Source organism: Pseudomonas alkylphenolica, from assembly GCF_000746525.1.
GTDB lineage: Bacteria > Pseudomonadota > Gammaproteobacteria > Pseudomonadales > Pseudomonadaceae > Aquipseudomonas > Aquipseudomonas alkylphenolica.
Map to the genome: position 1 here is coordinate 1,702,078 of NZ_CP009048.1, position 14,548 is coordinate 1,716,625.

A 14,548-nucleotide genomic window follows, 5' to 3' on the forward strand; every position below is an offset into this window, starting at 1 on the left:
GCCTTGATAATGGCTACTGCTGCAATGAATTTCTGTGCGCCGCGCCAGCGGCGTAAGTTTGGACCACGGCCTGCAACGGCCACTTCAAACCACAGACTTCGAGGTCAGCGCCATGAACTTCAATCTTTTCCCGGTCATCGCCGCTTCTGCCATTTCTGCTTCGGTTGCCCTGCCTGCTCATGCTCAGGTTGAAATCAGCGAGCGTAAATCCTCCACCCTCAGCTACACCCAGAAATACCTGCAACAAAGCGCCAACTTCTATGCCGCGCTGGACCACAAGTCGCAGCACTGAAGCGTGTAAATATTCTGGTAATAGCACATCGCCATGTGATTGAATTTGACGCTAATTTATTGACGTTTGTCCTCAGGGGATAAAGACATGAAATGGCGAATCCTGGCGGTGTTGCTGTTCCTCTATTCTTCGCCAATCCTGGCATTGTGATCGCGGGGCTGTGGGAGCGGGCTTGCCCCGCGATACGGGCGTCAGCGCGCCATGATCGCCTTGAACAACGCCGACTCCAGCCAACCCTGCAACCACCCGCGCAGGTGCGGGTAGGGCGCGCTGGCGAACCAGTCCGGTTCGACCCCGGCAAACTGGCGCATCAACGGCAGCAAGGCAGCATCGGCCAGGCTCGGGTGGTCGGCGAACAGATACGCCCGTTGCGCCAGCCTTCCATCCAGTTCGGCCAACCAGACTTCAGCTTGCGCCCGGTAGTACTCACGTGAGTGCTCCGGGTAGCGCTCGGCGTATTTGTACAGGTTGACCTGGACCTTGAAATCCCGGTCATTGCGCGCGATCAGCGCATCGGTCGCTTGCGCCGCCTCGGGGTCGGCACGCAGCAGCCAGTCCTGCGGATCATGCCGGGCCAGGGCCCAGCGCATGATATCCAGGCTTTCATCCAGCACCTGCTCATCCGCGCTCAGTACCGGTACCGTGCCTTTGGGCGAAAGCGCGAGCAGCTCGGCCGGCTTGGCCTTGAGGCTGACTTCGCGGATCTCCACCGGACATTCGCTATAGTGCAGGGCCAGTCGTGCGCGCATGGCCCAGGGGCAGCGGCGGAACGAATAGAGAATCATCCGCTGACCTCCACCGTACTCAAACCATTGCCCTGACGGCGCACCTGGATCTGCACCGGGATGCGCTCGTGCATTTCCTGCACATGGGAAATCACCGCGACCTTGCGGCCCTGGGCCTGCAGGCCATCAAGGGCGTCCATGGCCAGTTGCAGCGACTCCGGATCGAGGCTGCCGAAGCCTTCGTCGATAAACAGCGATTCGATGCGCAAGGTGCTCGAAGCCATCGACGCCAGGCCCAACGCCAGGGCCAGCGACACCAGGAAGGTCTCGCCACCGGACAATGAGTGCACCGAGCGCAGCTCGTCGCCCATCTCTGTATCCAGCACCAGCAGACCCAGCAGGCTGCCACCGCGCTTGAGGCGATAGCGCCGGGCCAGCTGGCGCAGCTGGGCATTGGCGTGATGCACCAGCAAGTCGAGGTTGTAGCCCTGGGCGATCTTGCGGAAGGTGTCACCGGTGGCCGAGCCGATCAGGGCATTGAGCCGCGCCCAGCGTTGCCATTCACCGTAGGCCTGGGCAATTTGCTCGGCCAGGGCCTGGTTGGCCTGTTGACGGCGCTGGTCGTCAGCCTGTTCGGCACGCAGTTCGGCGCAGGCCTGTTCGCTGGCCGACAGTTGTTCCTGCAAGGTTTGCAGTGCTTGCTCCAGCGCCTCGGCGGGCACCTCCAGGCTGGCCAGGGCCTGATGTTGCTCCAGGCGCTGTTGGCGTTCCTTGAGCAGAATATGCGCTTGCTCCAGGGCTTTCTCGCTGTCCTGCAGGCGCTGACGTAACTGACTGACGGCGCTGTCGTCCAGGGCCAGCAATTGTTCCAGGCCGCTGTCATCCAGTTCAGGATGCCCCTGGCGCCATTGCTCGATCTGGCCGCGTACCTCGGCGTGTTCCTGTTCCAGGGCGCTCAAACGCTCGCCCTTGGCCTTGAGTTCGGCTGCCAGTTCAATCAGGCGTGCCTGGGTGTCCTGCAATTGCTGGGCTGCTTGCGCCTGTTGCTGGCGAGCCTGCTCTACCGCCTGCTCCAGGTGGTGCTGCCATTGCTCGGCGCCAGGTTGCCCGGCGAGCAGGCTGGTGAGGCTGGCCTGGCTCTGTTGCTGTTGGCGTTCAAGCTCGGCGAACTGCACCTGCAGCTCCTGCTGCTTTTGTGCCCGCGTCTGTTGCTGGAGCTGAGCCTTGTCCAGGGTCTGCTGGCGTTCGCTGTGCTCGAGCTGCTCATCTTTTTGCCGTTGCAGCAGGTCCAGGCGCTGTGCCAGTTGCTGGTCCAGACGCAGGAAGGTTGCAGCCGGCTCACGGCGCAGTTCATCGAGGGTGTCGGCGGGCAGCAACGTGGCGAAGCTCGCCAGCTCCTGCTCCAGACGCTCTTGATCGGCGCCTAGGGCTTGCTGTTGTTGCTGCAGATGCTGGCTGGCCTGCTGGCTGGCTTCGCTTGCGGCTTGCAGTTGCTGCTGCAGGCGGGCGGCGTCTTTTTGCAGGGTCAGCAGGGCGTTCTGGCGCTGTTCGTCGCGGTTGATGTCATCGTTCAGGCGGCGGGCCTGCAGCTCCAGCCAGGCCGTGCGCTGGCTGACTTCCTGGTCGGACAGCGCCGGGTAGAGCAGGTGTGCCTGCAGGCTCGGCGCCAGGCCTTGCAGTTGCTCGGACAGTTGCTCCTGCTGGTGCAGGTATTCCTTGATCTGACCGTTGACGCCGCCCAGTTGCGTGCGCAGTTCGTCGAGCTTCTTTTTCAGCTCATCGACTGCCTGCTGGGCGTTGTGTTCTTCATCCTGGTCATGCCGCCCGAGGCTCTGCAGCAGGGCTTCGGGCTGATGGTAGGGATGTTCCTGGCTGCCACACACCGGGCAGGGCTGGTCATCCTGAAGTTGTGCGCGCAGCTCTTCGACACTCTGGCTACGGGCCAGGCGCTGGCGTTCGAGCAACTGGCGGGTGACATTGAGCGCTTGTTCGGCGGCGGTCAGCTGGTTCTTGCCGTTGAGGCCTTCGCTGATCAGCTGTTCTCGCTGCTTGAGGGCGATTTTCTGGCGTTCGCGCAGGGCACTCAGGCGTTGCTCCAGTTCTTGCTGCTGGCTCCACAGCCGGTTGAGCTCTTCCACTTGGCGCTGCTGCTGGCGATTTTTCTGCAGCAGCTCGCCAAGTAGGCCGATCTGCTCGGCCAGGGCTTCGGGTTCAGCCTGGGCTTCATGGTAGAGCAGGGCGATGGCGGCGCGCTGTTGCTCGAGGGCGGCGCTTGCCTGCTCGGCACGGGTTTGCAGGCCGGGCAGTTCGGCGCGCCCCTGATTGAGGCGGTTACCCAGTTGCATCAGCTGTTGCAGGCGATCGCGGTAGGCATTCCAGGCTTCGCTCAGGCCGGTCAGGGATGCACTCTGGGCCAGCTGTTGGCTGATCTGATCGAGGCGTTCTGCACTCAGGCGCTGCTGCTCAGCCAGATTGAGCAACTGCTGCTGGCCTTCGCTGCAGGCTTGCTCGGCCTGCTGTTTAAGCGCCAGGCAGTTGCCCAGCTCTTGTGACAGGCGGGCGACGCTGTTCTGCTCGGCAAAGGCCTGGCGCAGCAAAGGCGCGCTGTCGCTTTGTTCGGCCAGGGCCTGGTTCAATGCCTGCTGGGCGTTGTGCTGTAGGTCGTGCAGCTGTTGCTGGCGCGTGTGCAGTTCGTCGTGTTGTTGGCGCAAGGCGCTGATGCTGGCGGCCAAGGGTGAAAGCTGGCTGCTCAGTGCCTGCTGACGGGCAAATTGATGACGTTGCGGGGCCAGTTGCTCAAGGCGTACCAGGTTCAGGCGTTCGCCTTGCAGGCTGTCGCTGTGCTGCTGGGCGCTGAGCAGTTGCTCGTTGCTGCTGTGTACCTGATTTTGCAGCTGCTGCAGCTCGGTCAGCCAGGTGCGTTGCAGTTCGAGCTGACGCAGTTGCGCCTGCTCGCCCTTGAGGCGCTCCAGCGCCTGAGCATAACGTTGGTCGAGGTCGGTGCGGGCTTCAGGCGTCATCGGCATGACGCCGGCAGCCTGGTCTTCAAGGGCCTTGTGGACTTCTTCGGCTTCTTTGCTCTTGCTGTAGGCGCGACGCCCCAACTGGCTGTAGATCGCCGTATTGGTGAGTTTTTCCAGCAGCTCGCTGCGGTCTTTGTCGTCGGCCTTGAGGAAGGCGCTGAACTCGCTCTGGGCCAGCATCACGGCGCGGGTGAACTGCTCGAAGTTCAGCCCCAGGCGGGCTTCGATCAGTTGCTTGTATTCACCTTTGCTCTGGTTGCTCAGCAGTTGGTCGCTGTCCAGGTCGTGCAGGCTCTGGCGGCTGCCTTGCAGCTTGCCGTTGGCTTTGTCGCGGGCGCGGTTGGCTTCCCAGCGTGCGCGATAACGACGGCCATCGACACCGACGAAGTCGACTTCGGCAAAACCGCTGCCGGTGCCGCGGCGTAGCAAGGTGCGCGGGTCGCTGGTGAGGATGTCGCTGTCGACTTCCGGCAGCTTGGTTTCGCGGCCGATGTTGCTCAGTCGCGGCACCGCGCCGAACAGGGCCAGGCACAGGGCATCGAGCAGCGTGCTTTTGCCGGCGCCGGTAGGGCCGGTGATGGCGAACAGGCCAGCGCTGGCCAAGGGCTCGGCAGTGAAGTCGATTTCAAACGGGCCAGCCAGGGATGCCAGGTTTTTCAGGCGGATGGCGAGAATCTTCATGGCTGCTCCTCTTGCTGTTGAACGTCCTGCAGCAACAGGGCGAAGTCGGCCAGGGTCTGTTCGTCCACGGCGTTGCCATAGGCCTGGGCCCAGGCGCGGCTGAACAGTTCCTGTGGCGTCATCTGGCCCAGCTCCACCAGGGCGGCGTCATCCAGCGCTTCACCTTCGCGGTTACCCGCATATTCGGCGCCAATGCGTACCAGGCGCACGGCCTTGCCGTGCAGGGCGCTTTCCAGTTGCTGGCGCAGGTCCGGTTGCGGCTCGTCGAGGCGCACGCGTACTTCCAGCCAGGGTTGGCGCTGCGGGTCATCGAGCAGGTCGACTACTGGCAGCTCGGCCAGTTGCTCAAGAATCTCCGCCAGCGGCGCCGGACCGAGGCGCTGCAGGTGCACGGCGCGGGGGATCAGACGCGTTTCGACACTGGCCAGTTGGCTGCCATCGAGTTCGATTTCGAGAATCTGGTGCTGATAACCAATTTCCGAGAACGACAGTGGAATCGGCGAGCCGCTGTAGCGGATGCGTTCCTCGCGGTTGACCCGCTGCGGTTTGTGCAGGTGGCCCAGGGCGACGTAGCTGATGTCCTTGCTGAACAGGCTGGCGGGCAGGGCTTCGGCGTTGCCGATGATCAGGCTGCGCTCGGAGTCTTCCGAGACCGAGCCGCCGGCCATGTGCGCATGGCTGACGGCGATCAGCGCCTGGCCAGGCTTGCGTCGTTCCAGCGCGGCTTCGATCAGGCGCTCGTGCACCTGGCCGATACCGCGCAGGTAGTCATCGCCCAGGTGCGCGCCGGTCACTTCGGCCGGCCGCAGGAAGGGCAGGGCCAGGCACCAGGCCGCGACTTTGCCGCGGGCGTTGGTCAGGGGAATCAGCAGGCGATCGCTGTCGAGGACGCCGTCATCGAGCCATTGCACCCGGCCCAGGGCATGGGTGCGCAGGCGCCGCATCAACGGCGCTGGCAGTTCGATGCGCGAGCCCGAGTCGTGGTTGCCGGCAATCATCACGATGTTCAGTTTTGGCTGTTGCTCGTGGGCCTGGACGATAAAGTCGTAGAGCCGCTCCTGGGCTTTGACCGGTGGGTTGACCGTGTCGAAGATGTCGCCGGCAATCAGCAGCGCATCAGGTTGGCGCAGCTTGAGCTGGCCGAGCAGCCAGTCAAGGAAACAGGCGTGTTCGAAGTCGCGTTCCTGGCCATGCAGGGTTTGTCCCAGGTGCCAGTCGGAGGTGTGAAACAGACGCATGAAGGGTTCCGCAGATTACCGGCGCAACGCGTTGAGCGTCACGCCTTGGGGTTATTTGGGGTACAAGGGCGGCAGGCTGCCGTTTTCGCTGGCCGTTGGCTGGAGCTGTTCAGCCGCGGGAATGGTGCCGATGGCACGCCACAGTTCCTCACCTTGCCAATACTGCCCGCTTTCGCTGTAGAGGGCACCGTTGAGACCATCCAGGGCGTCGGACAGCGGCACGAAGCGCGCGGCCATTTCCGCCAGGGTTTCCGGCTGTTGCCGGGCCCAGGCGTCCAGCGCCTGGCGGGTGGCCTGCGGGTCGTTGGCCTGGCACGCGCGCTTGAGATCGTCGAGCAGGGTGCGTGGGCTCGGTCCGCTCTGGGCGGCACGCAGCACCGCCGGTTGCGAACGGGCACGCCACCACAGGGCGAAGCCGAGCAGGGTGGTCAGGGCCAGCAACGCGGTACTCAGTTGCCAGGGCCAGAGCGGCCGGGTGGTGACACTGACCGGGTCGATATTGGCCGGTTTGTCGGCGCTCAGGGCCGGGTTGTCCTCGATCTGCAGGCTGCGCGCCGGCAGGCTGCTGTGCTCCAGGTGGTCTTCACGGGTGTTCCACCAGAACACCTCCTGAGCGGGCAGTTCCAGGTTGCCGCTGTGGGTCGGAACCAAGGCTTCGCGTTCCTCGCGAATGCCGAGCAAGCCCCGGTCATTGACCTGGTTGCGCAGTTGCGGCTGGTCCGGATAGCGGCGCAGGCCGGTGACTTCGGTGGCCGGCAACGGTGGCAGCTGGGCACTGGAGAGGCCTTCGGCCTGCACCGTCACGGTCCGGGTCAGGGAGTCGCCGATCTGGGTCGGCTGTTGCGCCGGGTCGGGGCTCCAGTGTTCCTCCAGGCTCAGGTTGCTGGTCGGCAGCCAGGGGGCATCGGCCGGATAGTCGGCGGGGATCGGGTTGACCGTCAGCACCAGCGGCGTGGAGTCGACACGTACCTGTTTGCCGGCCCTGGGGGCATTGAGTTCTTGCTCGGCATCATTCTGTGCAGCCGTGGCGCTGAACGCCAGCGCCGGGATGTTGAGGTCGCCGCTTTGCTGCGGGTAGATCGCATAGCGCATTTCGATCACCCCGTGGCGCACACCGTCGATATCTTTCTCGAAGGTACGCGATTCACCCAGCGGCTCGACCTTGGCATTGTCGATCTGCAGCGGGCTCAGGCTGCTGTCATCGTACAGCGGCACCGAGTGATAGATGCTCAGGGTCAGTACCGCCTGGGCCTGCACGTAGACTTCGGGTTGATCGAGGCTGGCATCGATGAACACCGGACCGTGATTCTCGCTGCTGGCTTGCTGCGTGAGGATTTGCAGGCTGATCGGCTCGCTACGCAGCTCGCCCAGTTGCAGGGCCGGAATTTCCACACTGCCGCTCTGGCGCGGCAGCAGGGTGATGATCCAGCGGGTGCCGGCAGCGTTCTGGTCGTCGAGGCTGTTCAGGCTGTTGACCTGGCGGGTGTCACGGACTTCGAAATTGGCGTCCAGCGGGCTCAGGTCCGGTTTGCCGAACTGAGTTACGTCGCGGGTCTGCAAGGTCAGCTCAAGGGTTTCGCCTGCGTTGAGGCGTGCGCGATCGACGCTGGCGAGCAGCGACGCGGCCTGCACCTGCAGGCAGAGTAAGAGGCCGAGTACAAAGACGCAGACGCGACTCATCGATGGGGTTCCTGATGTTGTTGCTGTTCGTACCAGAATTTACGCCGAAGCAGTTCGGCCGGGTTGTCCGGGATCTGCCGCAGCCATTGTTCCAGCGCCTGGCGCTGTTCGGCATCCAGGGTGCTGTCTAGCGGACGCTGGGGTGGCCGGGTGGTTTCTTCATCATCGCCGTTGTTGGCCAGGGTTTGTGCCTGCTCACTGCTGTTGCTGTCGTCCTTGTGGGCGTCGCTGGGCTGTTGTGCAGGCTTTTCGCTGGCCGGATCCTGACTGTTCTGGGCACTGCTGTTGCTGTCAGTCTGGGCGTTGGCGTCGCTCTGCTGATTTTGCTCGGGCGGTTGCTCGGGCTGTTCGGCCTGACGTTGTTGCAGCAGTTGTTCGACCAGCGCCTTGTTGTTCAAGGCAGGCTGCAATTCCGGCTGGCGCTCCAGCGCCTGTTCATAGGCATCCAGCGCCGCTTCAAGTTCCCCGCTACGTGCCAAGGCGTTGCCGCGATTGTAGTGGTCTGCAGCGCTGTTGCCCTGGGCGAACAGGCGCGCGGCAGCCTCGTAGTCGCCGGCTTCATAGAGCGCCAGGCCTTTCCATTGGCGATCCTGGAAGTGCTCGGCGGCTTCATTCGGACGCTGTTGCTCGAGTAATCGCTGGCCTTGCTGGTCGGGACGCAGCCACAGGTCATTGAACTCGAAGGCGTAGCTCGGTTGCGGCAACACCAGCAGCAGCGGCAGGCAGAACAGCCAGCCACGGCGGCCGGCGCAGGCTGCCAATAGCAGCAGAGGCAACAGCAGCCAGTAGCCCTGGTCGGCCCAACTGTCCAACTGCAGGGTCTGACCGTTGTCGCGCAGGCTTTGCGGGTTCTCGAACAGACGCAGACCGCGCAGATCGAGGTCGTCGATACGGGCGTTGCGATAACGCCCGCCGGTGCTGCTGATAAATGCTCTAAGGCTGGCGCTGTCCAGACGTGGCAGAAGGATACCGCCCTGATCGTCCTTGAGGAATTCACCATTAGCTTGCCTGACCGGAGCGCCTTGTGCCGAACCGATCCCCAGCATCAGCAGGCTCGGGCCCTGGCGCCCCAGGGCTTGCTTGATGGCTTCGCGTTCCTGCGGGCTCAAGGACGAGCCCACCAGCAGCAAGCGACCCTGGCCCAGGCCGGCCTGGGCGAGCAAGGCCAGGCCCTTGCGCACGGCGAGGTCGGCGCGCTGGCCGGTCTGCGGCATGATCGACGGGTCGAGGGCTTCAAGCAGGTTGCGGCTGGTGGCCAGGTCGTCCGACAGCGGCACCAGGGTATGGGCGCTACCGGCATAGACGATGATGGCGGTCTGGCTGTCGCGGCGGTGTTCGAGCAGGTCGAGAATCTTGCGCCGCGCCTGCTCCAGGCGGGTCGGTGCGACATCCTCGGCGAGCATCTGCGGGGTCAGCTCGAGCAGGATTACCAGCGGGTCGGCAGGGCGCTGGCGGGTTTCTTCCAGACGTTGCCAACTGGGACCGACCAGCGCCAGTACGCTGAGCAGCCAGGCCAGACCCAGAGCAATCCACGGCAGTTTGCTGTCGCGGCCATTGCCACCGCCCAGCAGTACGGCATGGAAGCTGGGCGGCAGGATCATTTGCCAGCGTCCGGCGCGTTTTTGCCGGTGCCAGAGCTTCCACAGCAACCAGGCGAGCAGGGGTAAAACGATCAGCCAGGCCGGGCGCAGCCATTGAGGCCATAGAGCCATCATCGGCGTCTCCTCAGGCGCAGGCGCTTGAGCCGCTCGCGCCACTGCGCATGTGGAACAAGAAAGCTAGGTCGGCGCAGCAGACGTTGCAGGCGGTTGTCCGGCCATTGTTCCTGGATCACCAGCAGTACGCTGAGCAGCAAGGCCAGCGCCAGCGGCCAGCTGTACAAGGCTTCGGCCGTACGCGCCTGGGTCGGTTGCTGGGCCACCGGTTCCAGACGGTCCAGGGCATCATCGATATCCCGTAGCTCTTCGCCGTCACGGGCGCGGAAATAGGTGCCGCCGGTCAGCCCGGCAATTTCCTTGAGGGAGGCTTCGTCCAGATCCAGGCTCGGATTGAGCCCAAGCAAGCCGGCAGTGCCGGTTTCTTCCGGGTCGGCGCCGATGCCGATGGTGTAGATCCGTACGTTTTCCTGGGCGGCCAGGCGGGCGGCGGTCAATGGGTGGATCTGTCCGCCATTGTTGGCGCCGTCAGTGACCAACACCAGTACCCGGCTCTGCGCCGGGCGCTGGCGCAGGCGCTTGAGTGCCAGGCCAATGGCATCGCCGATGGCGGTGTTCTTGCCGGCAATGCCGATCTGCGCTTCGTCGAGGAAGGTGCGTACGGTACGCCGGTCGAAGGTCAGCGGTGCTTGCAGGTAGGCCTGGCTGCCGAACAGGATCAGGCCGACACGGTCACCCTGGCGGGCTTCAAGGAAGTCGCCGAGCAGAGTCTTGACCAAGGTCAGACGGCTGACCTCTTCGTCCTGCCAGTGCATGTCGGGAAAGTCCATGGAGCCGGAGACATCCACCGCCACCAGCAGGTCGCGGCCGCTGGCGGACACCGGCACCGGCTCGCCCAGCCACTGCGGGCGGGCGGCGGCCAGCAGCAGTAACAGCCAGACCACGACAAAGGGGGCCTGCTGGCGCCAGGTTGGCAGGTTCAGACGCGCACGACGCCCGGCCAGGCCTTCGAGTTCATTGAGAAAGCTGACTTTGAGTACTGGTTCGCCACTGTCGGCGCCAGGCAGCAGCAAGCGCGCCAGCCAGGGCAGCGGCAACAGCAGGAACACCCACGGCCAGGCCAGTTCAAACATGTTTACGGATCCAGGTTTCGACCGCTTGATTGAGCCCGGCGATGGCCTTGTCGTCGAGCTTGCATTCGGGTTTGTAGGCGCCTTCGACCAAGACCATCCAGCGGGTCAGGCCGGCGGCCGGGCAGCGGTTGTCGAGAAAGGCCAGCCACTGCCGGCCATTGAGGGTATGGCTGTGGCTGCCGGGGTAGTGGTTGCGGCACAGGCGTTTGAGCAGTGCGTTGATCTGCTGCAACCAGGCGCCGGCCGGTTCTCCGTCATAGGGTTTGGGCAGGCGCGCGAGTTCCGCCAGCGCTTCGATCCGGATCGGGTCGAGGGGTAGTTCGGCGCGCACGATGGGCTTTTTGCCCGGGCGCCAGTGGCGCAGGCGCCACACGCCCCAACCCAGCAGCGGTAGCAGGGCAAGCAACAGCCACCAGCCCGGTGCCAGTGGCCACCAGCTGATCGGCGCCGGGCTGATCAGTGGCTGAAGTTGCTCCAGCGGGTTCACTGGGCTTTCCCCGGTCGTTGCGCATTGAGGTACTCGCGCAGTTGTTCGATCATTTCGCTTTGCGTGCTCAGGGGCATCAGCACCACCCGCAGCTTCTGTGCCAGCAGTTCCCAGCGCTCGATACGCGCTTCGCTCTGTTGACGGTAGCTGCGGCGCAGGGTTGGGTCGAGGGTGTCGAGCTCCAGTTGCGCGCCGTGCTGGGCAAAGCGCAGCAGGCCGGCGGCGGGCAGGGCGTGGTCGAGCGGGTCGGACAGCGGCAGCAGGAGCAGGTCGCAGTGGCGCGACAGCAGGCTCAGTTGCTGTTCCACCGCCGGGCTCAAGGCACGCTCGTCGCAGATGATGATCGCCAGGCTGCCCGGGCGCAGCACTTCACGGGCGCGGCGCAGGGCAAGTCCGAGGCTGTCGGCCTGGGGCTTGGCTTCGGTATGCAGCGACTGGTTGACCCGGGCCAGGCGGTTGAGCAATTGCAGCAGGCTCTGCTTGCTGCGCCGCGGTTTGATTTCGTAGTGCTCGTTGTCGCCGAACACCAGGCCGCCGATGCGGTCGTTGTGGCCCAGGGCGGCCCAGCCGATCAGCGCCGCGGCCTGGGCGGCGAGCACCGATTTGAACATCAGTCCCGAGCCGAAGAACAGGCGCTGGCTTTGTTCGACGAGAATGTAGATCGGCCGCTCGCGCTCCTCATGGAAGAGTTTGGTATGCGGTTCCTGGGTGCGTGCGGTCACGCGCCAGTCGATGTTGCGCACATCGTCACCGGCCTGGTACACCCGCACCTGGTCGAAGTCGACCCCGCGGCCACGCAGCTTCGAGTGGTGCAGCCCCACCAGCGGGCTGCGCTGGCCGGGCCGGGAGAACAATTGCACTTCGCGCACACGATGACGCATCTCGATCAGCTCGGCGAGGCTGATACGGATTCCGGGCGCGGCCAGCAGGCGATCGGGCATGGCGTCAGGCGACGGCGACGACGTCGAGGACGCGCTGGATTACCCGGTCCTGATCGATCCCGGCGGCCTCGGCCTCGAAGGAAAGAATGATGCGGTGGCGCAGCACGTCGAACAGTACCGCCTGGATGTCCTCGGGGCTGACGAAGTCGCGCCCGGCCAGCCAGGCATGGGCGCGTGCGCAACGGTCGAGGGCGATCGAGCCGCGCGGGCTGGCGCCATAGGCGATCCAGTCGGCCAGCTCCGGATCAAATTTGCCCGGCGTGCGGGTGGCGATGACCAGTTGCACCAGGTACTCCTCCACCGCATCGGCCATGTACAGACCGAGGATTTCCTTGCGCGCGGCGAAGATCGCCTGCTGGCTGACCCGGCGCTCGGGCTTGGCCTCGCCATTGAGGGCTTCGCCGCGGGCCTGCAGGAGGATCCGGCGTTCCACTGAAGCGTCCGGGAAACCGATTTTCACATGCATGAGGAAACGGTCGAGCTGGGCTTCGGGCAGCGGGTAGGTGCCTTCCTGCTCGATCGGGTTTTGCGTGGCCATGACCAGGAACAATGGCGACAGCTCGTAGGTGCTGCGCCCGACGCTGACCTGGCGCTCGGCCATGGCCTCGAGCAATGCCGACTGGACCTTGGCCGGGGCGCGGTTGATTTCGTCGGCCAGTACCAGGTTGTGGAAGATCGGCCCTTGCTGGAACACAAAGCTGCCGGTTTCCGGACGGTAGATTTCGGTACCGGTGATGTCGGCCGGGAGCAGGTCGGGGGTGAACTGGATACGATGGAACTCGGCTTCGACGCCTTCGGCCAGTTCCTTGATGGCCTTGGTCTTGGCCAGGCCAGGGGCGCCTTCGACCAGCATGTGGCCATCGGCCAGGAGCACGATGAGCAAGCGCTCGACGAGTTTTTCCTGACCAAGGATCTGGGTTGAAAGAAAGGTGCGCAGCGCGATCAGCGCCTCACGGTGTTCCATCGTTGAAGGTTCCTGGACAAAAGCCTGGGCGTGCGGCGTGAAAGCGCCCGGGCGGGGGCTGTTACTTTAATCTATCCGGGCCTCAGGCTACTAATGGCGGCAGGTAATTTTGTGCAATTCGAAAACGTATCGCGGGGCAAGCCCGCTCCTACCGACTGGGGTAGGGACGGGCTCAGGTCCACCAGTAACGCACCAGATGAAAGAAGATCGGCGCGGCAAAGCACACCGAGTCCAGGCGGTCGAGCATGCCGCCGTGGCCTTCGATCATGTGCCCCCAGTCCTTGACCCCACGGTCGCGTTTGATCGCTGACATGACAATGCCACCGGCAAAGCCCAGCAGGTTGATCAGCAGCGCGATCAGGAACGACTGCCAGAGGTTGAACGGGGTGATCCACCACAGCGCGGCGCCGATCAGCGACGCCAGTAACAGGCCGCCGACAAAGCCTTCGACGGTTTTCGACGGTGACAGGTTGGGGGCGATCTTGTGTTTGCCGAACAACTTACCGCAGACGTACTGCAGCACATCGGACAGTTGCACGACGATCACCAGGTAAGCGATCAGCAGCAGATTGCGGCCCTCGTAGCCGGCGATGTCCAGGGTTAGCAGGGCCGGCACGAACGATATGCAGTACACCGCGATCATCAGGCCCCACTGGACTTTGGAGGCGCGCTCGAGAAAGTGCGCGCTGTCACCACCCAGGGACGCGAGGATCGGCAGCAGCAAGAACACGTAGACCGGGATGAAAATCGAGAACAACCCATACCAGTCGGCGTAAATCAGCAGGTATTGCAGCGGCAGCGCCAGATAGAACGCTGCCACCAGGGCCGGATAGTCGCTGCGCCGGGTCGGGGTCAGGGTGAGGAATTCACGCAAGGCATAGAACGATACGGCGTAGAACAGCAGGATCACTGCACCGTTGCCCAGCCAGAAGGCGATGCCGATGACCAGCACCATCACCCACCAGGCATTGATCCGCGCATTGAGGTTGTCGATCACGGCATTGGCGCTGCCAGCGGTTCGCCATTTGAGGATCAAGCCGATCAGCGAGGCCGACAGCAGCAGCGCGCCGATGCCGGCAAATAACGTCAGGGTCTGGTTATCCATGTTCAGCAAGGCTCCGGGGCCAGGTCCAGCAACGCGGCACGGCTACGTTGTAGAAATTGTGTTTTGCTCTCACCGTCTTCGAGCTGCAGTGGTGCGCCGAAGCTGGTGGTGCAGAGCAACGGCAACGGCAGTACACGGCCCTTGGGCATGACCCGGTTGAGATTGGCGATCCACACCGGCACCAGTTGTACCTGCGGGTAGGCTGTGGCCAGGTGAAAGAGTCCGCTTTTGAACGGCAGCAGGCCTTCTTCCTGATTACGCGTGCCTTCGGGGAAGATGATCAGTGAGTCGCCACCGTCCAGGGCATCGAGCATGGGTTGCAGGGGATTGGCTTGTGGGTCGTGGCGCTCACGGTCGATCAGCACGCCATTGAACACCTGATTGATCACGTAGCGGCGCAGTGCAGAGGTTTGCCAGTAATCAGCCCCTGCTACCGGCCGAGTGGTTTTGCGCAATGCCGGTGGCAGCGAGGCCCATAACAGCACAAAGTCGCCATGGCTGCTGTGATTGGCAAAGTAGATGCGCTGTACAGGCTCGGGCCCGCAGCCCAGCCACAGGCTGCGGGCACCGGTGATTGAGCGTGCGGCTGAGGTGATGAGGTGCGCGACCAAAGGTTCGAGCATA

At 63.9% G+C, this 14,548-nt stretch carries 12 protein-coding genes; 1 reads left to right on the forward strand and 11 read right to left on the reverse strand.

Annotation, left to right across the window (positions count from 1 at the left end):
• The first annotated feature begins 112 nt into the window (after positions 1 to 112).
• Positions 113 to 292 carry a hypothetical protein gene (locus tag PSAKL28_RS07970; RefSeq protein ID WP_038616324.1) on the forward strand — a complete coding sequence of 60 codons (180 nt, stop codon included), beginning with the start codon at positions 113 to 115 and terminating at the stop codon, positions 290 to 292.
• A gap of 191 nt (positions 293 to 483) precedes the next feature.
• Here PSAKL28_RS07970 and PSAKL28_RS07975 read toward each other — a convergent pair whose 3' ends face one another.
• The 11 genes from PSAKL28_RS07975 to PSAKL28_RS08025 form a co-directional block, all read right to left on the reverse strand.
• On the reverse strand, positions 484 to 1,077 hold the full coding sequence (locus PSAKL28_RS07975; protein WP_038608742.1) for a glutathione S-transferase: 594 nt from the start codon (positions 1,075 to 1,077) through the stop codon (positions 484 to 486).
• Positions 1,074 to 4,721, reverse strand: coding sequence for an AAA family ATPase (locus tag PSAKL28_RS07980; protein ID WP_038608745.1), 3,648 nt, complete (start codon positions 4,719 to 4,721; stop codon positions 1,074 to 1,076). The genes PSAKL28_RS07975 and PSAKL28_RS07980 overlap by 4 nt, the downstream gene beginning before the upstream one ends.
• Positions 4,718 to 5,959, reverse strand: a complete 1,242-nt coding sequence (locus PSAKL28_RS07985) for an exonuclease SbcCD subunit D C-terminal domain-containing protein (protein WP_038608748.1) — start codon at positions 5,957 to 5,959, stop codon at positions 4,718 to 4,720. Before PSAKL28_RS07985 ends, PSAKL28_RS07980 begins: the two co-directional genes overlap by 4 nt.
• Before the next feature lie 51 nt (positions 5,960 to 6,010).
• Positions 6,011 to 7,639 (reverse strand): BatD family protein, encoded by a 1,629-nt coding sequence (locus PSAKL28_RS07990; protein ID WP_038608751.1) that lies wholly within the window; start codon positions 7,637 to 7,639, stop codon positions 6,011 to 6,013.
• A complete protein-coding gene (locus tag PSAKL28_RS07995; protein ID WP_038608753.1) occupies positions 7,636 to 9,354 on the reverse strand; it encodes a vWA domain-containing protein in 1,719 nt (572 codons plus the stop codon). The genes PSAKL28_RS07990 and PSAKL28_RS07995 overlap by 4 nt, the downstream gene beginning before the upstream one ends.
• The gene (locus PSAKL28_RS08000; RefSeq protein WP_038608756.1) at positions 9,351 to 10,427 is read right to left on the reverse strand and encodes a vWA domain-containing protein; all 1,077 of its coding nucleotides are present in this window, start codon (positions 10,425 to 10,427) and stop codon (positions 9,351 to 9,353) included. Before PSAKL28_RS08000 ends, PSAKL28_RS07995 begins: the two co-directional genes overlap by 4 nt.
• Complete coding sequence (locus tag PSAKL28_RS08005; RefSeq protein ID WP_038608759.1) at positions 10,420 to 10,914, reverse strand: DUF4381 domain-containing protein; 495 nt, start codon at positions 10,912 to 10,914, stop codon at positions 10,420 to 10,422. Before PSAKL28_RS08005 ends, PSAKL28_RS08000 begins: the two co-directional genes overlap by 8 nt.
• Positions 10,911 to 11,855, reverse strand: a complete 945-nt coding sequence (locus tag PSAKL28_RS08010) for a DUF58 domain-containing protein (protein ID WP_038608762.1) — start codon at positions 11,853 to 11,855, stop codon at positions 10,911 to 10,913. Before PSAKL28_RS08010 ends, PSAKL28_RS08005 begins: the two co-directional genes overlap by 4 nt.
• A 4-nt stretch (positions 11,856 to 11,859) precedes the next feature.
• Entirely contained in the window at positions 11,860 to 12,819 is a 960-nt protein-coding gene (locus PSAKL28_RS08015; RefSeq protein WP_038608766.1) for an AAA family ATPase, read from the reverse strand.
• A gap of 172 nt (positions 12,820 to 12,991) precedes the next feature.
• Positions 12,992 to 13,924: a phosphatidate cytidylyltransferase gene (locus PSAKL28_RS08020; protein WP_038608768.1), complete on the reverse strand. Its 933-nt coding sequence runs from the start codon at positions 13,922 to 13,924 to the stop codon at positions 12,992 to 12,994.
• A gap of 2 nt (positions 13,925 to 13,926) precedes the next feature.
• Positions 13,927 to 14,547, reverse strand: coding sequence for a lysophospholipid acyltransferase family protein (locus PSAKL28_RS08025; protein WP_038608771.1), 621 nt, complete (start codon positions 14,545 to 14,547; stop codon positions 13,927 to 13,929).
• Position 14,548 lies beyond the last annotated feature (1 nt).